Source organism: Undibacterium paludis (assembly GCF_022568815.1).
Classification (GTDB): domain Bacteria; phylum Pseudomonadota; class Gammaproteobacteria; order Burkholderiales; family Burkholderiaceae_D; genus Undibacterium.
In genome coordinates, this window is sequence record NZ_JAKZHX010000006.1 from 77,009 (window position 1) to 100,121 (window position 23,113).

Consider the following 23,113-nt stretch of genomic DNA (forward strand, 5'->3'; position numbering starts at 1 on the left):
CCTGATCAGGCCAAGGTGGATGCAGCGTCATGGATGGCTGCACGTATGCGCACATAGGTGCCACAGCGGCAGATATTGCCTGACATGGCAGCATCGATATCGGCATCGCTGGGCTTTTTATTGGTTTTCAGCAAGGCGGTGGCACTCATGATCTGCCCACTTTGACAGTAACCACATTGGGCAACATCATGCTTGATCCAGGCGGCCTGCACTGCCTTGCCCACTTTGTCCTGGCCCACAGCTTCGATGGTGGTGATTTTTTGGCCCTCGACCGAAGAGATGGGGGTGATGCACGAGCGTATCGCCTGGCCGTTCAGATGCACGGTGCAGGCACCGCACAATGCCGCACCACAGCCAAACTTGGTGCCAGTCAGGCCCAGGGTGTCGCGCAGCGCCCACAGTACGGGCGTGTCGGGCGCGACATCGACGCTGGTATTCTTGCCATTGATAGTTGAGTTGATCATGAAAACCTCCAGGTAGGGGGGATTGTGCTTGACATCATTTTAATGAATGCGACTAGGTAGCAGTACTGCGTGCTGCCGCCATGTTTTATTTGTTATGCATTGTCTGCTCTTATGGCAATAAAGTGTTTGCCTGATTCAACGCATTTCTTGCCTGTTTCGACGAATGCCCGGCAGAATATGAAAAGCCAGCCATGAAGATGGTAGGCTATGAGAATTAAAAATGCACGCCTCAAAACAAGGCCACAGCACAGTAGCAAGGTACAAACCCATGCAGAATCAATATTTATCGTCACCCGACTCTCTCCCAAGCCCAACACCAGTCCTGGCCGGACTGGTTGGCAACATCATTCAGGCCGATGGCGATTGCACCACACAGGTGCCGGGCCTGGTCATGGTCAGGCGCAGCAGGGTCACCGACCCCATGCCCTGCTTTTATGGCCTGGGCCTGGGCGTTACCGTACAGGGCAGCAAACGGGTGAACCTGGGGGATGAGGTATTTGACTATGTGCCTGGGCAATCCCTGGTCACCTCGGTTGATTTGCCCGTGGTGTCGTATGTGACCGCTGCCAGTAAGGTGCAACCTTTTTTGGGCATGTACCTGGTACTCGATGCCCTGGCCATCACCCAGTGCGCCGCCAACATGAGCTTCACCACGCCACTGAAAGCCGCCAGCTCACTGGCCATGTCCGTCGTGACCATGGAGGATGGCCTGCTGGATGCCATCACCCGCCTCGTGCGCCTGCTCGATGAGCCGCAAATGATACCCATGCTGGCACCGCTGATACGGCAAGAGATCACCGTCCGCCTGCTCAATGGCGAGCACGGCCCGGTCTTGCGCCATCTGGTTACCGCTGGCTCACCAGGCCAGCAAATCGCCCGCGTCATCGCCTGGCTCAAACAAAATTACACCGAGGATGTTGCCATAGACGAGCTCGCCAGCAAAGCCCACATGAGCGCCTCCACCTTCAGGCTGCACTTTCGCACCGTGGCGGGCATGAGCCCCTTGCAATATTTAAAACACCTGCGCCTGCAAAACGCCCGCCAGATCATGCTGGTCGAAGACATCGACGCCAGCAGCGCCGCCATCCGGGTAGGCTATGAAAGCGCATCCCAGTTCAGCCGTGAATACACGCGCTTGTTTGGTGAGCCACCATTGCGCGATATCAGGCGTATGCGGCAGGCGATGTGAATTGCCTTTTGATTTGCCTGGCAGAAAGCAGTTTGTGGCAAATGGAGCGGTAATTGCACATGGCTGCTTTTGAAGTGAAACAAGCATGGTGGTCAGGATCGCCAGATAAAACCATTGGCTTTTTGGTGTCAACGCAAGTTCGCCGACTTGCCCCGTTGCATAGGAATGCAGCGTGAAATTACTGTTTGCCGGATTGAACGAGATGGTCCCGAAAGCATTGAATGATACTTTGCCGTCAGCTTCGTAGCCGCGGCCCTCGATAAGCTTGACTGATCCACCCAAAAAAGGACCGACACGTTCAGTTTGTGTGATGACATGTTTTTCATCAGATAGCAATATGCTTGACGCCGGGCCGCGCCAGATGCGATCCATGAATGCAAGCGTTTGCATGGCTTTGGTTTGTGCTGCGATGCTTGCAGCAGTATCCTGCAGCCCTTGTGCTTAAGCAGGGGTTTGCGTGGCGAATATCAGCGCGGCAATAAAGATGCTGCTGGTTGTGTATTTCATGAAATATCTCCTTCTGACAATATGTGATGGCATATTTCTGGTTTTGGTGAGCGGACCTGAATGGTTGTGGTTTCGATTTTATAAGAAAAAGACGCGTGAATTGCCGGATATATCTCTGCTGTCATTAAATGTTCAGGTTGTCTAGCATTTTTCAAGCGTATACAGGGATTATTTCCCAATAAAAAAGCCGTCACAAAGTGACGGCTTCGAAAGACCAGAACGGGGAAGCAAGGCAGGAAATTTATCCTCCTCTGCGCATCATTTCAAAAAACTCTGCGTTGTTCTTGGTGGCTTTCATTTTGTCGAGGATGAATTCCATCGCTTCGATCTCATCCATGCTATACAGCAATTTGCGCAAGATCCAGATTTTTTGCAACTGGTCGGGCTTGATCAACAACTCTTCACGGCGGGTACCGGATTTGTTGAGGTTGATGGCTGGATAGACACGTTTTTCAGCCAGGCGGCGTTCGAGGTGAACCTCCATATTGCCTGTGCCTTTGAATTCTTCATAGATCACATCATCCATGCGGCTGCCGGTTTCAATCAGGGCTGTCGCGATAATGGTCAGTGAGCCGCCTTCTTCCACATTACGGGCTGCGCCGAAGAAGCGTTTTGGACGTTGCAGGGCGTTGGCATCAACACCACCGGTCAATACTTTACCGGAGGCAGGGATAACGGTATTGTAGGCGCGGGCCAGACGAGTAATGGAATCGAGCAGGATGACCACGTCTTTTTTCATTTCGACCAGGCGCTTGGCTTTTTCCAGCACCATTTCAGCCACTTGCACGTGACGGGTTGCCGGTTCATCGAAAGTCGATGCCACTACTTCGCCGCGTACCGAACGCTGCATCTCTGTCACTTCTTCCGGACGTTCATCGATCAGCAAAACGATGAGAGTAACGTCAGGGTGGTTGGTGGTGATCGCGTGGGCCACATGTTGCAGCATGACGGATTTACCGGATTTTGGGGATGCCACCAGCAAGCCACGTTGTCCACGGCCGATAGGGGCGATCATGTCGATGATGCGACCGGTGGTATTTTCTTCGCCGCGCATCTCGCGTTCCAGAGTCAAGAGCTTGTTCGGGTGCAGCGGCGTCAGGTTTTCAAACAGGATGCGGTGCTTGGAGGCTTCAGGCGATTCGCCGTTGACCTTGTCCACCTTCACCAATGCAAAATAGCGTTCACCGTCTTTTGGTGTGCGCACTTCACCTTCGATGGAATCACCAGTATGCAGATTGAAACGGCGGATCTGCGAAGGGGAAATATAAATATCGTCGGTCGATGCCATATAGCTGGCGTCTGGTGAGCGCAGGAAGCCAAAACCGTCGGGCAGGACTTCGAGGGCGCCGTCGCCAAAGATTTGTTCGCCGGCTTTTGCACGTTTTTTGAGGATCGCGAACATCAATTCCTGCTTGCGCATACGCGCTGCGTTATCGATATCGAGTCCAATGGCCATTTCCAGCAATGCGGATACGTGTAAGGCCTTTAATTCAGATAGATGCATGGTGAATGTCCCGGGATGGGATTATGGGGTGGGGGAGTGAAAGGGGGAACTACGGATTAAACAGGATAGAAAAGAATTCTGTCTCAGATTATAAAATAAGCCTAATGGTGTTCAGTCTAAAATGCGCTTGCATCAATTCATGGATAGTGATTTGTGCAGCTTGCTTGTTGTTATTATCACCGCCTGCATTTTAGCGCCTGCGGTGATGTTGTGCTTCAGACCGTAATAATACCTTAAATATTGCTGTCAATGAAAGCAGTTAATTGGCCTTTTGCCAACGCCCCCACTTTTTGTGCTGCTGCAGCACCATCCTTGAACAAAATCAGGGTCGGGATACCACGGATGCCGAACTTGGCAGGCACGGCCTGGTTGGCATCAACGTCGAGCTTGGCGACAACGATCTTGCCATTGTATTCTTTGGCAACATCTTCGAGTATGGGAGCGATCATCTTGCAAGGACCGCACCATTCAGCCCAGAAATCGACCAATACAGGTACTTCGGATTTTAATACGTCTGCTTCAAATGAAGCATCGCTTACATATTTGATGTTTTCGCTCATGGAATCCTCAACGAGAGGGAAAAATTTAAGGGGTAACAGCGCCACTGAATGTCGGTGATTTCCGGACTGCGCCGCATTCTGGTTTGAATCTGGGGGTGAACGTCACAAATTCAATAGTGATGAATTGGACGGCACCGTTGTCAAAGAAGAGTCAGGCGTGGTTAGCTATGGGTCAAATAATAACCTATTTTTTAAAAAAGTGTGCTGCCCGCGGCCAAAATGCAGTGGTCGTCGCATAGTATACTTGCTCTACAGGCAAATTCACAGATTCCTCCTATGTTGCATCCACCTCAGTTAATTCCCGCTTCTCCTGCGTTTTGGCGTCATGCCGCGCAAGTATTTTTGCGCACTGCGGAAGAACAGGCCTGGGGGCGGGAACTGGGACGTGACTTCTCCGGCGTGCGGGTAATCGTGCCGACTTACCAGCATGCTCACTTGCTGTTAAGGGCGCTGGGCACGGTATTACAAGGCAATTTCATCCCGCCACGCACACAAACCGTGTTTGCCTTGCTTGAAATGCTGAGTCCTGATGCTGCACTGCAAAAAAAATCTCAGAGCAGTGACAGCAGTGAAAGGCTGATGAATTTATATGGTGAATTACGGCAGCACGCCTGGCTAAAAAAATTATTCGGCGCACGTCGTAATACAGACTTATTGCCATTGGCGCAGACCTTATTGACCCTGTCCGATGAGTTAACTGCAGCCTTGTTGCCAACGGTGGGTAAAGACAGAAGCAAGCTGGAAAAAGACTGGCAGGCTGCCCTGGCGCAGTTGCCGGCGCCTGCACAGGCCCTGCTGTCAGAAGAATCGCAACTGGTCTGGACCGTCTGGCAAAGCCAGCTGGACGGCAATGACCCGCAGGTAAGGCGCTACGCGCAGTTACTGCAGGTCGCTGCGCAAGCCAGTGAACCCTTGCTATGGATAGCACCAACCATGCCCAATGTAATGGAGCAGGTTTTCTTAAAAGCCTGGGCAAAAAAACAGACAGTAATGCAAATCAGCCTGGACTGGCGCGCCCAGGCTTTGCCGCAGCCGTATTACCATGCCTGGCCGGGTTTGCAGGACAGCGGGGCACAATATCAGCAAGCACTGACTGAATCGGTCGATACCTCACATATACGTTTGTGTCGGGCCAGTTCGCTGGAAGAAGAGGCTGTGCAAGGGGCGCAAACCATTATCAACTGGTTGCAGGCAGGTAAGCAAAGCGTGGCTGTGGTAGCGCAAGACCGTGTGGTGTCACGTCGCATTCGCGCTTTGCTGGAACGTGCGCAAATCATGGTTGCCGATGAAACCGGCTGGAAATTGTCGACTACCCGCGCTGCTGCCGCCGTCGCCGCCTGGCTTGAGGTGGTGACGACTCGGGCCGATACCATGGCCCTGCTCGATTTTTTAAAATCACCTTACCTGGTCTGGAAAGACAATGAAGATACTGCCCAGGACTCTGTTACTGCCAAAGCTGACCTGGTGATGCATATAGAACTGATTTTGCGACGCGCCAATGTGCTGGGTGGCTGGGAATCCGTGCTGGCAGCGCTGGATGCCGGCAAGGATGCTGAGCGGGCCAGCCGCTGGTTGCGCGGCATGGCAAGACTGGCAGCCAGCTTCAGCGGGCGGCGCAGCCTGTCGGAGTGGAGTGCGCAAACCCTGCAACTTTTTTTTGACCTGTCCATGTTCAATGCCTTCCAGGCTGACCAGGCCGGGGCGCAGATCATACAGTTGCTGCAGAAGTTGCAAATTGCCTGTGCAGACTTGCAAACTGGCTTCAGCTTTGCCGAGTGGCGGGCACTCATCAATCTGCAACTCGAAAGTACAGCCTTCACCTTTGCTCATACAGATAAACGGGTCGTCATGTTACCGCTCAATGGTGCTCGCCTGCGGCCTTTTGATGCAGTCTTGCTGGTTGGCGCCGATGCTTCTCACTTGCCTTCGCAAGCCAGTGAAGTCCTGTTTTTTGCCAATGCAGTCAGGCGCGAATGCGGGCTGGAAACCCGTGAATTACGCCAGCAGCAGCAATTGCGTGACCTGGCGGAATTATTATTATCGAATAGCGAGATTGTACTGTCCTGGCAGGGCAGCCTGAACGGGGAGCATAATCCCGTCAGCCCCTGGCTTGAACAATTGGGCCTGACATTGGAAAGAACGCAGCAAAACGGGCTTGATAGCCGGCCACTGGAATTGCCGGTACAGACCATGCGGCCATGTGCACAAGACATGCCTGCACCATCTGCCGCCGTACTTTTGCCAGAGACGCTGTCAGCCAGCGGCTATACCAGCCTGGTGGTTTGCCCTTACCAGTTCTTTGCCGGCCGCATGCTGGGACTGAGCGGACTTGATGAATTGTCTGATATGCCGGAAAAACGCGACTATGGCGACTGGTTGCACGCGATCTTGAAGTGTTACCACGAAGAATTGAAGACTGCACAATTGCACGAGCTCGATGTCGACAAAGAATCCCTGTTGCGTAAAATTTCAGCTGATTTTTTTGTCGATGTTTTACAAAAAAGCCCGGCCACACTGGCTTACAGCGTACGATGGGAAAAAGTGATCCCTGCCTACATAGCCTGGCAACAGTCACATGAAGAAGCTGGCTGGCAATTTGACATGGGCGAAATCAAGAATGAAAAACTGCTGACATGGCCTGGCGGCCAACTGACCCTGAAGGGGCGTATAGACCGCATAGACAAGCATGTCAGCGGCGAGATGGCCGTGCTGGATTACAAGACCAAAAACCTGATGGATTTACGCACACGTTTGAAACAGGGGGAAGACCATCAACTACCGTTCTATGGCCTGCTGACTGATTTGCCGGTCAGCAGCGGCAGTTATGTCGCGCTGGAACTGTCACAAGGTAAGGCTGGGCAGGCGGATGCCGATGATTTTGAGCGCTGGGTATCTGAACTGGCCCTGTCTATCAAAACCAGTATGTCAGCACTGCAGCAAGGTGCACCCATGCCTGCGCACGGCGTTGAAAACACTTGTCAGTATTGTGAAATGCGTGGCCTGTGCCGTAAGGGGGCGTGGCTATGATGGATATGCATACGCAAATGGCGCAGGCCTATGAAGTCAACGGCGAAGCGGTCAGCCACGCCCATTTCACCAGTGTCGCCTGTAGCCCGCACCTTAGCGTGGTAGTGGAAGCCTGCGCCGGTAGCGGCAAGACCTGGCTGCTGGTATCGCGCATGCTGCGCCTGCTGCTGGCCGGGGCCGAGCCGGCAGAGCTGCTGGCGATTACCTTTACCCGCAAGGCCGCGCAAGAAATGCGCGAACGCCTGATGGACTTATTGCACGAGCTTGCCCTGGCTGATCTTGCGCATGTGCGTACCTTGCTGACAGAACGCGGTGTGCAGGCGGCAGAGTTGCCGCAAATGATACCGCTGGCGCGCAGTCTGTATGAAAAAGTCTTGTCCAGCCCGCAGTCATTGTCGCTCGATACCTTTCATAGCTGGTTCGGGCGCTTATTGCAACTGGCTCCGCTGTCATCAGGTGTGCCGCATGGTTTTACCCTGGTCGAAGCGAGTGGCGACATCCAGCGTGAAGCTTATGGCCAACTGATGCAGATGCTGGCGCAAGATGAACATGCAGCCATTCGTGAAGCGTTACTTTTTCTCTACCAGGAGCTGGGTGACTTTAATACCCGGGAAATGCTGGATGCTTTTCTCGACAAGCGCGCAGAATGGTGGGCCAGCAGCCAGGATGATTCCACGGGCGGGCCGCTCGACTGGCTGCGTGACCTGATCGGGCCGGACCTGCATCGCGATGCACGCCTCAGTCTGTGGGAGGATGCCCCGCTCTACCAGCGCATCGCCCACATGGCCCTGGTGCTGGGGCAGGGTTCCAAGTCGAACCAGGCAAATGCCAGCAAGATTGAGCAGGGCCTGACAGACGGCCCCAGCCTGGACGCATTTGCCATGATCTGTGATGGTTTCATTAATGGGCAAGGCAATACCCGTTCGCACAATATCAAGGTCAAGGCCCTGATCGCGTCCATAGAAAAGCATCTGGGCGTGGATCAGCTCAGCGCCTTTGAGGACGAGTGCGAAGCCATCGTACAGGTATTGCGCATGCTGGAAAAGCGTAGCGCCGAGAAAATGGTCATGCAAGTCAATGAAGCCCTGTTCACTGTCGGCAGTGCCTACCTGGAATGCTATCAAAACCTGAAATCTGACCAGCGGGTGTTTGATTTTGCCGACCTGGAATGGCAAGCCTACCGTCTGCTCAGCAATGAAGACTATGCAGCCTATCTGCACAGTCGCCTGGATGCACGTTACCGGCATATTTTGCTTGATGAATTCCAGGATACCAATCCCCTGCAATGGGGTATAGTGCAAGCCTGGCTGGAAGCTTATGGCAATGATGCTGCCAAACCCAGTGTGTTTGTGGTCGGTGACCCCAAGCAATCGATTTATCGCTTCCGTCGCGCCGAACCAAGGGTGTTCAGCGCGGCACAGGCCATGCTGGCGCAACAGGGCGCGATGGTCTTGCGCACCAACCAGACGCGGCGTAATGCACCTGCCATCGTTGAGGTATTGAATGCCTGCATGGCATCCGGTAATCCTTTGTTCCATGCCCAGACAACCGCCTCTGATGCCGCAGGTGCAGTCTGGCGCCTGCCCTTGATAGGCGAAACTGTGAAGGCGGAACCAGTAACAGATGCGGATGCTGATGATGAAATGGTAAAAACACCGTCACGCTTCCCCTTGCGCAACCCTCTGACCTCACCATTGGAAGAAGCTGAAAACCTGCAACGCTATGAAGAAGGCAGGCAAGTCGCAAGAACACTGCTGCAGCTCAGGGCAGAGCAGGGGACAGATCAATTCCGCTGGGATGAGGTGATGTTGCTGGTCAAGCGCCGTACACACTTGTCGGCGTATGAAAAAGCACTGCGCGAGGCGGGGATTCCTTTTGTTTCCAGTCGCCGTGGCGGCCTGCTGGATGCGCTGGAAGTGCTGGATCTGATTGCCTTGTTAAATTTTCTGATGACACCCGGTGACAATCGTGCCCTGGCCCATGTACTCAAGTCTCCCGTCATGGCAGCCAGTGATGATGACCTGATTACCCTGGCACTGCAGGAGGGAGGCACCTGGTGGAAGCGTTTGCAGGCCATGAGGGATGCGGATTTAACCGTTGCAACACCTGCTTTGCGACGGGCTGCGAACCTGCTCGGGCAATGGATGGAAGCGTCTTATTACCTGCCTGTTCATGACTTGCTGGACCGCATATTGCACCAGGGGGAGGTATTGCAGCGCTACGCCCAGGCTTCATCGGTTGCCCAGCGTAGCCAGGTCATGGGGAATATCCACAGTTTCACAGAGCTGGCACTGAACCTTGATGCCGGCCGCTATCCGAGCTTGCCCAAGTTTATTGCAGCCCTCAGTGCCTTGCGTCGTGGCGGCGACAGCGATGCCCCCGATGAGTCGGCAGTCGACAGCGCTGCCGATGCGGTGCGCATACTGACCATACACAGCGCCAAGGGTCTGGAAGCGAAGATCGTTGTCATGCTCGATGCCAACCACAGTGAATCGATGAAAGACCGCATAGGCGTGCTATGCCAATGGCCCTTGCAGGCAGGTGATGAACGGCATTTTTCTGTATACGGGAAAAAGGACCAGCGCGGGGCAGCACGTGACCGGTTCTTCAAGATGGAAGATGATCAGGCCAGGCAAGAAAACTGGAACTTGCTGTATGTTGCTATCACGCGCGCCAAACAGGTATTGATAATCAGCGGTGTGCGTAGTGGGAAAAAGATGCTGGCACCCAGCTGGTATGGCTGTCTCGGCAGTGTGGAAGAAAAGCAGTTCACCACAACAATAGAGAATCTGGGGGCTGCACAGGATGAAGAATTCAGCCTGGCCGTATTTGCCCCGCCAGCCATGCCTGCCACAGAAAGCAAGACAGAAGTATCGACAGATGAACAGATAGAGGGGATCGCATTGCACACGCTGATGGAGCGTTTGAGCAATAATGCTCCTGGTTGGCCGATTGTTCTGCCAGATGCAGAGACCATTGCAGCCTGGTTGCCCTGCGCCAGCGGCGTAGCGACGGTCATACGGCAGCAGGCCGAAAATATATTAAGCAACCCGGCATTGCAGAAATTTTATGATCCTTCCGCCTATGCTTATGCACGCAATGAAATGGACGTCTTGCTTGAACAAAAGCTATTGCGTCTGGACAGGGTTGTGGTTTTTTCGCATGAAGTCTGGGTACTGGACTACAAACGCCGGCTTTTGCCGGGGGAAGAAGCCGCCTATCGCGAGCAACTACAGACTTATGTATATGTCTTAAAGTCGGTATTTTCTGGTAAAACTGTCCATGCTGCACTTATTTTGAGTGATGGCAGGCTGGTAAGGCTGCTCTGAGCGAAAATTTGCTCGTATAATAAAAGGCTCTTGGCTTTACCTCATTTTACAGAGACATGATGATTTCCGAATTCGAATTGCTTGCAGAAAAAGTGACGCGGCTCTCAGAGCTGGCGCATGCCCTACGCAGCGAAAACGCGAGATTGCGTAATGAAGTGACGTCAGTGACGACACAAAACGCAGACTTGCAGCACCGTATGCAACAGGCGCATGATCGCGTCTCGGCCTTGCTGGCGCAATTACCTGCCGAAGTATTGAATGACAAGGAAGCAGCATGAGTGAAGTAAAAATCATACAGGTCGATGTCAACATCATGGGGCAAAGTTACAAGCTCAGTTGCCGGGAAGGTGAAGACCGCGCACTGCGCGAGGCTGCGGCCTATCTTGACGGCAAGATGTCTGCCATACGCGATGCCGCCAAAGTCAAGGGGACAGACCGGATAGCCGTAATGGCTGCGCTGAGCATGACGACCGAATTACTGGCAACCAAGTCGCCGGAGGGTCCTTTGTCAGGATTGTCCCTCGCAGAAGTCAAGCAAAAAATCAGCGAGATGCATGAAACCATGGATCAGGCGCTGACGCCGCAAGAAAAACTATTTTGATCGGCCTTTTTATTATTTAATTTAATCAAAATAGCTAGCGAACTGACCCTGTTTAGAGGTACACTTTAGTTCCCTACCGTGTTCGCCAGTGCCATATATTCCTTGAACCATTTATGTGCATAGGCTGTGGAACATTGTTCGATAGGTGTGAGCGTCGCTAGTCCGATGAACCCGAAATTGAACTGACCGTGGCCAACTTGAACCGCCCAGGTTCAGGATGCCGGCATAGCGGCATCGGTGGGGACTTTATACTGGAACGGCTGTCACATGTGACAGCCGTTTTTTCTTGATTGCTATGTCGTTGTTCGAAAAGCGACAAGTGCTTTTTTAATGCTGTCCCCGATTTTTGTGCTGTTCTGCTATTCCGAAAGTACCTAAACAGGCGTTTTAATTCCCCACTGTTTTTAGCCTGAGCTTGCACGAGAGGCCTTGTGTTTAAGCTGCGTTTGCGATCCTGTTGTTCACCACGGGTGGTGCAGCGAATTGCACTTTGCGGGCAATTTTGAATATGCTGACCAGGTCTGACAAATTGTGTGCCTGATCCTGCAGGCTCTTTGCGGCTGCCGCGGCTTGCTCAACCAGGGCTGCATTCTGCTGGGTGACGCTATCCATCTGTATGATTGCCTGGTTGATCTGGTCAATACCGGTAGACTGCTCAGTGCTGGCATTATTGATGTCACTCATGATGGTGGTAACTTGCCTGACACGCTCGACTATTTCATTCATGGTCGCACCAGCCTGATCAACAAGGCGGGAACCTTCGTCAACCTTTTCTACAGAATCAGCGATCAGGGTCTTGATTTCCTTGGCGGCACTGGCAGAGCGTTGCGCCAGATTGCGCACTTCTGATGCGACCACGGCAAAACCACGGCCCTGCTCACCAGCGCGAGCGGCTTCCACTGCGGCATTCAGGGCCAGAATATTGGTCTGGAAGGCAATGCCATCAATGACTGCAATAATATCGACAATTTTTTTGGAAGAAGCACTGATTGACCCCATGGTGTCAACCACTTCAGCCACGACACTACCACCTTTGATAGCAACTTCAGAGGCTGCATTGGCCAGTTGATTAGCCTGGCGGGCATTATCCGAGTTTCTGCTTCATGGTGCTGGTGAGTTCTTCCATGGAGGAGGCGGTTTCTTCCAGTGAACCAGCTTGCATTTCCGTGCGGGAGGAAAGATCCATATTGCCGTTCGCAATTTCCCTGGAGGCGACGTTAATGGTATCGGTGCCATTGCGGACCTCGGATACTATTTTTTGCAGACCACTGTTCATGTCAAACAGGGCTTGCATCAATTGTCCGGTTTCATCACGTGAGTTGACTTCTATATATGTGGTCAGGTCACCGTCCGCAACACTCCTGGCCATGGAGACCGCGCTGTGTATGGGTCTTGTGATGCTACGGGTCAGGTACCAGGCGCAGAAACCACCAGATACCAGAAAGACGATGATGAGTGTCGTGATCAGTATCTTGCTGTTACTGGCGACGTTGTCCACTTCCTTGCTGAGCTTGTCGACTGCTTGCTGCTGATATTCAAGAAAATCCAGTTCTGATTTTTGATAGGCATCAGACATGGGTTTGAACTGGCTGAACAATCGTGTAACCTCTTCAGCCTGACCATCTTTTTTTGCTTTACTGATCAGGTCTCGGGTGGCTACATATTGTTTACGGACGTCGATGATTTTCTGCAGCAGGGCTTTTTCATCTGCACCTGACACATGTTCTTCCATATATTTTTGAATTTCATTGTTGCGCAATGTCGATATCTTTGCATCGTCAGCAAAAAAATCTGCCAGGCTTTCATCACTGCTTCTGACTATTGCCATGGTGCGCTTTAACCCGGCGAAGGTGATGCGATACCACTCTTCTGTCATGCGCTCTTTTGTAAGCGGTTCCATCATCATGGCGCGGGTATTCGTCGCCACCTCGCTCAGACGCCACAGGCCTATTGTTGATGACAGTGTTGCAAGCAGCATGACCAGGCCAAAACCTGCGGCGAGCCTGGTTCCTATCGGGAAGTTCTGGATCTTCATCTGGTCACCTTTTGGTGCTAAGCAGGGGGCAATACCCTGCTTACAATATCGCTCAATAATGCTGGCAATTCAAGATCATAATGATAAGCAGGCTGGCGATTGAGAATTTGAATGAAGATAAAGAATCATGCTGCCATGCGGCAAGAAATTTCCCTGCAGCATGGCGTTAAGGATGGATACAGGTTGATTTGCTCTGGCTTATTTCAGGAGCGGCTGCAAGAGCGCATTATTTGTTACCAAAACTGTTGATGATGCCAATTGTCTTGTCAGCTTCAATTGCTGCGGTATCGATGGAATAAGTACCTATCACACTTCCTGTGGTGCCCAGAAAACGGAAGATGGAAATATTATTTTTGTCAGCCCTGGTAATCGATGCTACGTGGTTCAGGTTCACCAGGGTTTTATTGTCGACGGCGATAAACATATGGACTATTCCTTTATTGAATGGGGCTCTCTAGACAGTAAACAATATACTCTGCCTGCCGTACTTGCTTTGCATATTTTAATAGTGTAACGGGAAACTACCCGTATACTTCTACTACATTTCAGGATTGATGCAGGGGCGCGTAAAAGCCCTCTTGCTTGACCTGTTCGAGAAAGATGACAGTCGACGCGGAATTCTCTGCAATATGACTTAAGCCCTCATAAAATTGCCAGCTATCAAAGCTGCGCAAACTGGATGTGTTGATGAAATAGAGGGCGACTCCATCGCCGGGGTAGCCCGGTCCTCCGTTGAGGGCATCATTGAAGGCATCCAGATTCCTACCAAAATATTGCGCACCCTCGGGTTTGCAGATTTCCAGATATGCTTCCCAGAATGCCAGCTCATCAAGTATACCTGCGCAATTGATGATAACAGCCCTGCCTTTAAGTTGACGGGCAGAATAGGGGTAGTCTTGTTCTTTGAGTGCAGATATTTTCCGACGGTAATTGATGGACGCCATTTTATCTGGCTGCTGCAAGTGCAGGCGCGCCAGGCGTATGCTCATACCGTGATTGGCTGATGATGGCCTGTCTGGTTCTGTTATGCCAAAAATATCCTGTTCCCAGCCACAAAGCGGACAAATTTCGAAATCACTACCCTGGCTGATTGTAAAGTGGTCGCAACAATCGCATTGCCTTGATGCACGCATCATTTTTTTGAACACCTTTCGTGTTTATGTTACGCAAGTATTTATCACCCAACCTGATGTTGAGTAATATTAGCGGTGTTCTTGTTGTACAGTGGTAAGTTATTTCGCTGCGGACAGTTTTGCTCTTTGACAAAAATACTCGACTTGTGTTTTCATTAATGCAATGAAGATGGCGCTGGCCTTGTGCAACTTTGGAAGCTGAAAATTCTGATGACTTGTTTTGCTGACTTGAGAAATGGGTGCGGATAAATAATCATGGCATTTCTAGGCCGTTATACCCGTAGTATCGTGATCCGTCTATTGTTGCTTGCGACGCTGCTGGTCGTGTCGGCAACGCTGATACGTTTTATATTCCTGATGGGCGTCATACGCAGCGATCTGATACGGACGGAATTGCTGCAACAAGAAGCACTTGCGAAACAGGTCGCCAGCAACATTGAAGAAAAGCTCCTGGAACGGAAGAAATTCCTCGGACATCTGGCAGAAACCTTGCCGGTCGAATTATTGCAAGATGAGGGAAAACTCAAGGACTGGCTGAGTTCGCGTTACGACGTATATCCGGTCATGAATGGCGGGATATTCGTGACTGATCTGGATGGGCGGGTGATAGCGGATTTTCCAGAGCAACAGGGACGGAAAAGTATGGTTTATGCCGATCGTGACTATTTTCAGGGGGCACTGGCAGGTAAATTTACCGTCGGTAAGCCGGTCATCGGACGTGCGCTCAATGAACCGGCATTGCCTATGGCGGCACCAGTCAGCGACGAACATGGTCAGGTCAAGGCTGTGCTGGTTGGCGTCAGCAAGATATACGCTACCGGATTTCTTGACGTCATACAGCATGGTCGTATTGGTGACCAAGGTGGTTATTTGCTGCTGTCCCCTGCTGAGCAGATTTATGTTGCAGCCAGCAAACCTGAACTGACTTTGACTACGATAGCCAAGACTGGTGCGGGTTCCTTGTATGAAAAGGCCATGGCCGGGCATCTGGAAAATGGTCTTGCGGTGAATGCAGAAGGAGTGGAGGAGTTGCTTGCTTTTGCAACGGTTTCCAGTACTGACTGGCTGGTTGTGGCAAGACTTCCCAGTTCTGAAGCACTTGCCCTGATTGTGAATTTAAAGAACCATATCTTGCGTTCAAGTCTGCTCGCCCTGATTGTCATTCTGCTGATGATGTATTTCAGCCTCGCAGTGTTTTTCCGGCCATTAAGGCGATCGGCTGAGCTGGCCAATAACATGAGTAATGGGGATTTACCCATGCAGGCGCTGCCCGTAGTACATGACGATGAGGTTGGCCTGCTCACCAAAGCATTTAACCGCCTGATGCAAAAATTGCTTGACAGTCAAAGTGAACTGGCCGGCATGGTAAGGCGCGACGCATTGACGGGTTTGCCGAATCGCCTGCATCTGACAGAAAAAATCCAGGAAGCCCTGGCACGAGCGAAACGGAAAGAAGGCCGGGTGGCGTTGTTGTACCTTGATCTTGATGGCTTCAAACCTGTTAACGATGGTTTCGGGCATGAGGCCGGAGACCAGGCATTGGTGGATATTGCCAACAGATTGTCTGCCATCGTCAGGCAGGTTGATACCCTGGCCAGGGTTGGTGGTGATGAGTTTGTGGTGTTGATCAGTGGGCTGAGTGATGACCTGGATATAGCGGAAGCGGCGGTCATTACCATCAGTAACAAGTATATTGCAGCCTTGCAGGAAGTGCTGACTGTAAAAGGACAGCCAGTACAGCTCGGTGTTTCCATCGGTATTGCGCTTGGTGATGGCGACAGTACAGTAGAGTCCCTGATGTATGCAGCAGATAATGCCATGTATGCTGCGAAGAAGGCTGGACGTGGACGCTATGCCCTGGCAGAAGATAATTGGCGTGAATCATGTTGAACTTGGAAATGCATGCCTGCCATATGCCTGGCCGCCAAATGTCTATTTATGCGACAATTTATGCGATGAATTCTTTTTGATCTTATTCCGCGACTCTTATGGCTTATTGGTTAATGAAATCGGAGCCTGACGAAATCAGTATTGATGACGTCCTGGCTCTGCCCAGCATTCCCTGGTTTGGTGTTCGTAATTATCAGGCCCGTAATTTCATGCGCGACAGTATGAGGCCTGGCGACGGCGTGCTGTTCTATCATTCCAGTTGTCCTGAACCTGGCATAGCCGGCCTGGCGGAGGTCGCCAGTACCGCTTACCCTGATCATACCCAGTTTGATAAGGACAGCAAGTATTTTGACCCCAAGGCCACGCAGGAGAACCCGCGCTGGATGATGGTGGATGTCAAGGCATTGCGCAAGACTCGTCTGTTGAGCCTGGCAGAATTGCGCACCTATCCCGAGCTGTCGGACATGAAGCTCTTGCAAAAAGGCAGTCGCCTGTCGATTACGCCGGTCACACCCGATGAATGGCGTTTCATCCAGAAACTGTTGGGGAAGCGGGCGTGAAGTTTTCTCCTGTTAATCCAGAAGCTGTTCCGGGAACGCCGGAAGACAGCACAAGCTTGGCTGCGGCCCGTTTTATCAAGGAAATTGGCCGTGGCAAGGACGGTGCACGCAGCATGACACGCGATGATGCCGCTATCTTGTATGGCGCCATGCTGGCAGGGCGGGTCAGTGACCTGGAGCTTGGCGGGATTTTGCTGTCCATGCGGATCAAGGGTGAGTCCGTGCAGGAAATTGCCGGATTCATGCAGGCGGCAAGGCCATTCATCCTGCCATTGCAGGCGCCAGTGCGAAGCCACTATGCGCCGGTCATCATCCCCAGTTATAACGGTGCGCGGAAAAAAGCCAACCTGACTGCTTTGCTGGCCATGTTGCTGGCACGTGAGGGGGCACCGGTACTGGTACATGGTGTACGTACCGATGTGGGCCGCGTGGCGACAGCCGAAGTGTTTGCTGCACTTGGTTTGCCACTCGCAGAGACCAGCTTGCAGGTGCAGCAGCAAATGCAGCAGAATTTGCCGGCTTTTATGGCTATTGATGTTCTGTCCCCGGCAATGGCACACTTATTGAGCCTGCGACGTATTTTAGGTGTGCGCAATTCCACCCATACCCTGGTCAAATTGCTGCAACCATTCCGCAACCCGGCGCTGCGTCTGAACTCTTATACTCACCCCGAATACCTGCGCATGTTGCGTGAATATCTGACTGATTGTGCTGATGTTGGTGAGGGGGATGTATTCCTGATGCGTGGTACCGAAGGGGAGACAGTCGCCAGTACTGGCAGGGCTCAGCAGATAGACTGGTTTCATGCCGGACAATCGACGACGCTGGTGCCTGCACAGCAAGAACCTTTGGCTGTGGTGCCGGATACACCGGATAATCTTGATGCTGCAAGTACCGCAGCCTGGATAAAGCAGGTGCTGGCAGGTGAAATACCGGTGCCGGAAAACATTGCTGTACAGGTTAGTCACTGCCTTACCGTAGCAGCTGGCATAGTACAAGACAATGCCGCCAGCGCGCACTGATCATCATTTGTTTATTGATGGAGTTGAATTTGCACAAACTTGATCACCAGGATGACGTGTACCTGAAAAAGGTGTTGACCTTCCTTGACAGGATAGGAATAGATGTCATTGAGCGACCGATTGAGCATGCCACGTTTCTGCCCGGTCTGGACCTGGGACCATCCTGTATTTATGTTGATTATGCCAGGCTTGATTACCCGGGGGATATCTTGCACGAAGCCGGTCACCTTGCTGTCACACCGTCCGCCCAGCGAGCGATAGTAGGCAGTGCGCAGCAGGATAAGGACTGGCCACCACAGGGTGAAGAAATTGCCGCCATCCTGTGGTCTTATGCAGCTGCCATTGAACTGGATTTACCCCTGAATTTTATATTCCATGAGCATGGCTATAAAGATGACTCAGCCTGGCTGATAGACAACTTTGCATCTGGCAATTACATCGGTTTGCCTATCATGGAATGGGCCGGTCTCAGTCTTGGCCCGCAACGTGCAGCAAAAGAGGGTAAGCCGGCGTTTCCAGCGATGTTGCGCTGGTTGCGTGAATAATGATGAATATTGAAATTATCAGAAAATTTCCGGGGATGAACTGAATAAAAATGCCGGATAGATATCCGGCATTTTTATGGCAATGATGGCTAAATATAAAATTATTTAGCCATACAAGGACCTGATGATCAGAAGTTGGCCTTGAACTGTACGCCGTAATTGCGTGGCTCGTTCAGGATACCTGTCAGGTTATTGAAGTCAATCGCAGCAATGACCTGTTGCTTGTTGGTGATGTTGCGACCATAAGCAGCCAGTTCATATTTGCCATCAGCCCACATGTAGCCAACGCGCAAGCCGCCTTCCAACAGAGACTTGGCTTTGTATTCCTTGGCTTCATACAAGAACATATTGTAGGTGTCCTTGTAGTTCCAGTCAGTGTTGGCATACAGCGTGCCATCACCGATCTGTGTGGAATAACGCAGCGAGAAGTTGGCAACCCATTTTGGTGCGCGCGGCAGAGGATTGCCGCCTATTAATACCGTGCCTTTGATCGGACCGGCAGGATTGGTGACGGTACAGCCATTGCCGCAAGGGGCAACGAACAGCTTGCCATCCCTGATTTCGGTATCGTTATAGCTGAGACCGAGTGTGGTTTTCCAGTTGCGGTTGAGGTTGGCCTGCAAATCCATTTCAAAGCCCTGACCTACAGCCTTGTCAGCATTGACCAGTTTGTTCTGGTTGACGCTGCCACTGCCTGCGGTCAACTGCAAGTCTTTTGCCGTGTACTGGAACACGGTTGCGCTTATGCGTGCTGTGTTGTCCAGTATGTCTTTCTTGATACCGGCTTCAAAAGACAGAGTCTTCTCTGAGTTTGCAACCGAGATGCTGTCGCCGAACAGGACACGTCCCTGGATACTCGGCGCGCGATAACCCGTGGCGATACGGGCGAACAATGAAGTTGCCTTGTCCAGGGTGTAGTTGGCGCCTATGTCCCAGCTGATGTTGGTAGCAGATGGATTGGCGCGCAGTACGGGCGTGCCAGGTGTGCCAAATGGTGTGCCTGGTGTCCAGGTACGTTGTGCATCAAAGTCTTTCTTGTCGCTGGTGTAGCGCAGGCCGCCACGCAGTTTGAACTGCTCAGTGACGGCATAGTTGACAGTACCAAAAGCTGCCCAGGACTTGGCGTTCTGATGCTGAACTGCATAGCCGTCCTGTGGATTGCCCGGCGCGAAGGAGTTGTAGTCGAAACTGTCAACTTGCAGGTCTTCACTGAAGTAGTACAGACCGGCGATCCATTGCAATGGGTCTTTGGTGTTGGATTCAACACGGAACTCTTGCGTGATCTGTTTCAGGCTAGGCAAGCCGTCTGCGGTTTCTGCAGGGAAGGGGATAAAGCCAGGGCCCATGGTCGGCATAAAGGATGCACCGTAACCACCGTCAACGTCAGCACGGCTATAGAATTTTGCCTTGTCATACGCAGTGATGGAATGCAGGCTCATGCCTGGCAAATCCCAGCGCAGGCGCAGGCTGCCGCCTGAGGATTTCAGTGTCTGGCTGTTGAGGCCATCAGTCGGGTAGCTGCCGTAGTCAAAGCCTGGTACCAGTTCATTCGTACCCTTCTGGATGATATTGGCGCGGAACAATGTGGCATTGCCGGACATGTCACGGCCATGCAGGTTGATCAAGGCGCTGAAGTCACCATTTTTATACGAGAATTGCAGACGGGCTGCATTGTCGCGGTAGCCTTCCAGATTCTTTTCACCGGTTGGACGGGGATTAGTCACGCGATCATCACGGGTCTGGGATTGACCGGACAAACGCATTGCCCAGTCCGGGCTCAACGGCACGTTGACTGCGCCTTCCAGATTGATCGCTCTGTAGTTGCCAAAACCGACGTTGGCATAACCTTCAAAGCGACGGGTAGGCTTGGCGGAGTCAAACTTCAGTACGCCGGCAGGAGAGTTGCGACCGAACAGCGTGCCTTGCGGGCCACGCAGGATTTCAACCTGGTCCACGTCAAATACCGGGAAACCTTTCAGCATCGGGCTTTCTTGTACCACGTCGTCATAGACGAGGCCAACAGGCTGGGAAGCATTCAGATCGAAATCGGTATTGCCCAGGCCACGGATATAGAAGCGCGGGAAAGAACGGCCGAAATCAGATTCTACGTTCAGGCTGGGCACACGGGCTGCAAGGAAACGGATATCCTGGCCGCTGGCGTTGTAGGTGTCCAATGCCTCGCCTTTGATGGCAGAAATCGACATTGGCACTTCCTTGATGTTTTCAGCGCGGCGGTTGGCCGTAACGATGACGGTTTCGAGTTGTGTGCCGTCATTCTTTGCGGCTTCCGGCTTGGCAGCCTGAGCCCAGGCCGTTTGCATGGGAAAAGCTGCCGCGACCGACAAAGCGATCACGCTCAGACTGATTCCCTTATGCAATTGCCGAGAAATAGTTTTGCGCATAATAAGTTTCCAATTTGATGTTAATGGACAGTGTTTCGGAATGGTGCAATAGCGCCATCCCTGAAATGGGGCGTAGCCAGGATATAGGGGTAACTAAGGTGCTGACTACCAGCGCCGCCGCAAACGTTTGCGTAATCGTTTGCGTGGTTGCAGAATGGTTATCTCTCTTGGCAGGAAACAAGTCAAGAACAACTTATTTGCATTTTTAAAGATTGATGAGAATTGACTAAAACTGTTGTGTATTTCAAACAGGAATATCGATATGCAGCATTTGAACAGATGCCATTTTTGAAATTCTCTCTTGGAAGAAATGTTGCAGCTTCCTGAACTGGTCTTGCAGTTTGTGCACAGATATCGGGCACTGTTTCAGTGCTGTCTCTGATGCTGGTACTTCAGGTTTGCTTGTGTGGTAATGTTAATAATAAAATACTTGTTGATTTTTTACCTATGAGATGCATGGAGAATTGTCGTTACGCTCAAGCCGGTTTCATTTCATTACTGCCATCATCAATTTGCAATTTGCTGCTACAAATCATTACAAAACACGGTCATCAGCCTGGCTGTTGTGGCCGTTATTATCCATACTTTGCAAACAGCCAAATGCTTTGCAAAACCGCATGGTGCGGAAAGTGAAATGGAGTCGAAAATGAAAAAAATCCCGCTTTGTCTGACGACAGTTGCTGCAGTCGCCATGATGACTGGTTGTGTCGTGGCGCCGCGTCCTTATTATCATCCGCAGCCAGTAGCTGTAGCACAGCCTCAGCCTGTTTATGTACAGCCAGCCTATGCCCCCGCGACAGTTGTCGTGGAAACGGCACCGCCCGCGCCCTATGCCGAGGTGATAGGTGTCGCTCCCAGTCCCGGATATATCTGGATAGGCGGTGCCTGGTTCTGGGAGGGGGGGCGTCATGTCTGGCACCGTGGATACTGGTCGGCACCGCGCCCTGGTCATGTCTGGGTGGCGCACCACTGGGAACAGGTGGGTCATTCCTGGCACTTCAGGGAGGGCTACTGGGCGCCGCATCACCATTAATACGCAATGTGACCATGGCGCGCGCAGTTGCGCCATGGCCGATGGTCATGCTTTAATCTTCTGACGAAATTAATTGACTGCCCTCATGCCATCATCTCGTATTCCCTCTATTCACAAACGTCGTCTTGCATTGTCATTGATCCCGGTCTGGTTTTTTCTCCCTGTACTCCAGGTTGGTGCTGCCAATGTCTATCAGGAAATCCAGATTGATGGCTGGACCCTGATGTTTGATAGGGGGTTGCAGACAGCAGATGCAATATCAAAAGCTGCCTTCATGCGCGTACTGACGGATCAGTTGAACAAACTGAAGAAACTGCCTGTTCATGCGCAGATTGATTTGCACAGCGTCAGTATCTATGTTTCCAGCGCTACCTATCGCGCCTTTGGTGCGCAACATCATCCGTCTGCGCAATGGCTGCGAGAGCATGGCTACCCGGTCGAGTTTGCCGGCAATATAGAAATCTGCAACTGGAAAGAATTCACTACCTTGGTCCGCAGCCAGCCATATGCATTGCTGCATGAAATGGCACACGCTTATCACTTCATGCATCCGGATCTGGATGCTCTTGTCATGCGTGCCTACGATAATGCCAAGTTGGCCGGGCTGTACCGTCAGGTCACGCGTGACCACAAACCTGGACTGCAGGAAGCCTACGCCATCAGCAATCACCACGAATATTTTGCGGAACTCAGCGAGGCCTACTTTGGGGAAAATGATTTTTACCCCTATCAAAATGCTGAACTCAAAGAATACGACGTGCGTGGTTACGCGATGTTGGAAAGTGTCTGGAAGCTGTGAACGGTCCATCTTTTTTAGGCAGTCAAAACTGCATCAAAAAAACTATCCGTGACCATTAATTGTAACGCCTTGTAACCGGTTGCCCAGGTTGTGGAAAGTCTCTTGCTGATTGCATTCAGGTTTGGGGCATCAAGTCTGGCTTTTGTTCAGAAACAGTCGTCTGGACGATGTTTTTCTTGAGCCACATCTCCATTCATATCGTTGCCGGGTTTTCTTGCTCACATGAAGTTTCATCATGAGCTGCCCGTGCCCTTCACATCCTGCTCATTCTACTGCTTGTACAAATAGGTGCTTTAAGCGAGATGTCAATGATCGGTCTCCCTGACCAGGGCATCCTCTTTGAATTATTGCAGACATTACATTTAATTACATATTTACCGATTTTGGGCTGGGTGACTTTACGTCAAATTTTGTTACATGTAGTACTTTCTGGAAAGCTTTCACATTCCTCTTTGTGGAAAGCTTTCATATAACCCAAAAGGTGAAAAGAAATGGATCGCTACCGAAAGCCTG

At 51.7% G+C, this 23,113-nt stretch carries 17 protein-coding genes, 1 other RNA gene and 1 pseudogene; 12 read left to right on the forward strand and 7 right to left on the reverse strand.

The annotated features are described in order from the left end of the window. Window positions 1–5: 5 nt before the first annotated feature. A complete protein-coding gene (locus LZ463_RS11660; protein WP_241455810.1) occupies window positions 6–464 on the reverse strand; it encodes a (2Fe-2S)-binding protein in 459 nt (152 codons plus the stop codon). Window positions 465–732: 268 nt separating this feature from the next. Here LZ463_RS11660 and LZ463_RS11665 point away from each other — a divergent pair, with 268 nt between their 5' ends. Then, complete coding sequence (locus LZ463_RS11665) at window positions 733–1,653, forward strand: AraC family transcriptional regulator (protein ID WP_241455811.1); 921 nt, start codon at window positions 733–735, stop codon at window positions 1,651–1,653. 748 nt (window positions 1,654–2,401) lie between these two features. Here the strand turns inward: LZ463_RS11665 and rho are convergent. Beyond that, window positions 2,402–3,664: a transcription termination factor Rho gene (gene rho, locus LZ463_RS11670; protein WP_241455812.1), complete on the reverse strand. Its 1,263-nt coding sequence runs from the start codon at window positions 3,662–3,664 to the stop codon at window positions 2,402–2,404. Window positions 3,665–3,897: 233 nt separating this feature from the next. Further along, a complete protein-coding gene (gene trxA, locus LZ463_RS11675; RefSeq protein WP_241455813.1) occupies window positions 3,898–4,224 on the reverse strand; it encodes a thioredoxin TrxA in 327 nt (108 codons plus the stop codon). A 276-nt stretch (window positions 4,225–4,500) separates the two neighbouring features. On the opposite strand from trxA, the gene LZ463_RS11680 reads away from it, so the two are divergent. The 5 genes from LZ463_RS11680 (at window position 4,501) to ssrS (ending at window position 11,429) form a co-directional block, all read left to right on the forward strand. After that, a complete protein-coding gene (locus LZ463_RS11680; protein ID WP_241455814.1) occupies window positions 4,501–7,251 on the forward strand; it encodes a PD-(D/E)XK nuclease family protein in 2,751 nt (916 codons plus the stop codon). Beyond that, window positions 7,248–10,580, forward strand: a complete 3,333-nt coding sequence (locus LZ463_RS11685; protein ID WP_347176260.1) for a UvrD-helicase domain-containing protein — start codon at window positions 7,248–7,250, stop codon at window positions 10,578–10,580. Before LZ463_RS11680 ends, LZ463_RS11685 begins: the two co-directional genes overlap by 4 nt. A gap of 56 nt (window positions 10,581–10,636) precedes the next feature. Then, complete coding sequence (locus LZ463_RS11690) at window positions 10,637–10,858, forward strand: DUF904 domain-containing protein (RefSeq protein WP_347176261.1); 222 nt, start codon at window positions 10,637–10,639, stop codon at window positions 10,856–10,858. Between the two features lie 11 nt (window positions 10,859–10,869). Next, window positions 10,870–11,181 (forward strand): cell division protein ZapA, encoded by a 312-nt coding sequence (locus tag LZ463_RS11695; protein ID WP_241456121.1) that lies wholly within the window; start codon window positions 10,870–10,872, stop codon window positions 11,179–11,181. A 67-nt stretch (window positions 11,182–11,248) separates the two neighbouring features. After that, a non-coding RNA gene (gene ssrS / locus LZ463_RS11700) (6S RNA) lies at window positions 11,249–11,429 on the forward strand. Between the two features lie 187 nt (window positions 11,430–11,616). Here ssrS and LZ463_RS29290 read toward each other — a convergent pair. From LZ463_RS29290 to LZ463_RS11715, 3 genes and pseudogenes are all read right to left on the reverse strand, one after another. Further along, window positions 11,617–13,216, reverse strand: a pseudogene (locus LZ463_RS29290) (methyl-accepting chemotaxis protein). A 226-nt stretch (window positions 13,217–13,442) separates the two neighbouring features. Then, the gene (locus tag LZ463_RS11710) at window positions 13,443–13,640 is read right to left on the reverse strand and encodes a hypothetical protein (protein ID WP_241455815.1); all 198 of its coding nucleotides are present in this window, start codon (window positions 13,638–13,640) and stop codon (window positions 13,443–13,445) included. Between the two features lie 121 nt (window positions 13,641–13,761). Next, window positions 13,762–14,352 (reverse strand): CPCC family cysteine-rich protein, encoded by a 591-nt coding sequence (locus LZ463_RS11715; protein WP_347176264.1) that lies wholly within the window; start codon window positions 14,350–14,352, stop codon window positions 13,762–13,764. Between the two features lie 252 nt (window positions 14,353–14,604). On the opposite strand from LZ463_RS11715, the gene LZ463_RS11720 reads away from it, so the two are divergent. The 4 genes from LZ463_RS11720 to LZ463_RS11735 all read left to right on the forward strand — a co-directional run bounded on the left by LZ463_RS11720 (window position 14,605) and on the right by LZ463_RS11735 (window position 18,366). Beyond that, entirely contained in the window at window positions 14,605–16,239 is a 1,635-nt protein-coding gene (locus tag LZ463_RS11720) for a diguanylate cyclase domain-containing protein (protein WP_241455817.1), read from the forward strand. 98 nt (window positions 16,240–16,337) lie between these two features. Next, window positions 16,338–16,799: an EVE domain-containing protein gene (locus tag LZ463_RS11725; protein ID WP_241455818.1), complete on the forward strand. Its 462-nt coding sequence runs from the start codon at window positions 16,338–16,340 to the stop codon at window positions 16,797–16,799. Beyond that, the gene (ybiB, locus tag LZ463_RS11730; protein WP_489686109.1) at window positions 16,796–17,821 is read left to right on the forward strand and encodes a DNA-binding protein YbiB; all 1,026 of its coding nucleotides are present in this window, start codon (window positions 16,796–16,798) and stop codon (window positions 17,819–17,821) included. The genes LZ463_RS11725 and ybiB overlap by 4 nt, the downstream gene beginning before the upstream one ends. 29 nt (window positions 17,822–17,850) lie before the next feature. Continuing rightward, window positions 17,851–18,366 (forward strand): hypothetical protein, encoded by a 516-nt coding sequence (locus tag LZ463_RS11735; protein WP_241455819.1) that lies wholly within the window; start codon window positions 17,851–17,853, stop codon window positions 18,364–18,366. Window positions 18,367–18,494: 128 nt separating this feature from the next. Here LZ463_RS11735 and LZ463_RS11740 read toward each other — a convergent pair whose 3' ends face one another. Next, entirely contained in the window at window positions 18,495–20,768 is a 2,274-nt protein-coding gene (locus LZ463_RS11740) for a TonB-dependent receptor (RefSeq protein WP_241455820.1), read from the reverse strand. Window positions 20,769–21,414: 646 nt separating this feature from the next. Here LZ463_RS11740 and LZ463_RS11745 point away from each other — a divergent pair. Both LZ463_RS11745 and LZ463_RS11750 read left to right on the forward strand, forming a co-directional pair. Then, the gene (locus LZ463_RS11745) at window positions 21,415–21,801 is read left to right on the forward strand and encodes a YXWGXW repeat-containing protein (RefSeq protein WP_241455821.1); all 387 of its coding nucleotides are present in this window, start codon (window positions 21,415–21,417) and stop codon (window positions 21,799–21,801) included. Between the two features lie 85 nt (window positions 21,802–21,886). Further along, window positions 21,887–22,600 carry a M90 metallopeptidase family protein gene (locus LZ463_RS11750; RefSeq protein ID WP_241455822.1) on the forward strand — a complete coding sequence of 238 codons (714 nt, stop codon included), beginning with the start codon at window positions 21,887–21,889 and terminating at the stop codon, window positions 22,598–22,600. Window positions 22,601–23,113: the final 513 nt, after the last annotated feature.

Excerpts from the sequence above, each read along its gene's own strand:
- LZ463_RS11660 (WP_241455810.1), bottom strand. The coding sequence starts at position 464 with ATGATCAACTCAACTATCAATGGCAAGAATACCAGCGTCGATGTCGCG.
- LZ463_RS11665 (WP_241455811.1), top strand. The coding sequence starts at position 733 with ATGCAGAATCAATATTTATCGTCACCCGACTCTCTCCCAAGCCCAACA.
- rho (WP_241455812.1), bottom strand. The coding sequence starts at position 3,664 with ATGCATCTATCTGAATTAAAGGCCTTACACGTATCCGCATTGCTGGAA.
- trxA (WP_241455813.1), bottom strand. The coding sequence starts at position 4,224 with ATGAGCGAAAACATCAAATATGTAAGCGATGCTTCATTTGAAGCAGAC.
- LZ463_RS11680 (WP_241455814.1), top strand. The coding sequence starts at position 4,501 with ATGTTGCATCCACCTCAGTTAATTCCCGCTTCTCCTGCGTTTTGGCGT.
- LZ463_RS11685 (WP_347176260.1), top strand. The coding sequence starts at position 7,248 with ATGATGGATATGCATACGCAAATGGCGCAGGCCTATGAAGTCAACGGC.
- LZ463_RS11690 (WP_347176261.1), top strand. The coding sequence starts at position 10,637 with ATGATGATTTCCGAATTCGAATTGCTTGCAGAAAAAGTGACGCGGCTC.
- LZ463_RS11710 (WP_241455815.1), bottom strand. The coding sequence starts at position 13,640 with ATGTTTATCGCCGTCGACAATAAAACCCTGGTGAACCTGAACCACGTA.
- LZ463_RS11715 (WP_347176264.1), bottom strand. The coding sequence starts at position 14,352 with ATGATGCGTGCATCAAGGCAATGCGATTGTTGCGACCACTTTACAATC.
- LZ463_RS11720 (WP_241455817.1), top strand. The coding sequence starts at position 14,605 with ATGGCATTTCTAGGCCGTTATACCCGTAGTATCGTGATCCGTCTATTG.
- LZ463_RS11725 (WP_241455818.1), top strand. The coding sequence starts at position 16,338 with ATGGCTTATTGGTTAATGAAATCGGAGCCTGACGAAATCAGTATTGAT.
- LZ463_RS11740 (WP_241455820.1), bottom strand. The coding sequence starts at position 20,768 with ATGCGCAAAACTATTTCTCGGCAATTGCATAAGGGAATCAGTCTGAGC.
- LZ463_RS11745 (WP_241455821.1), top strand. The coding sequence starts at position 21,415 with ATGAAAAAAATCCCGCTTTGTCTGACGACAGTTGCTGCAGTCGCCATG.
- LZ463_RS11750 (WP_241455822.1), top strand. The coding sequence starts at position 21,887 with ATGCCATCATCTCGTATTCCCTCTATTCACAAACGTCGTCTTGCATTG.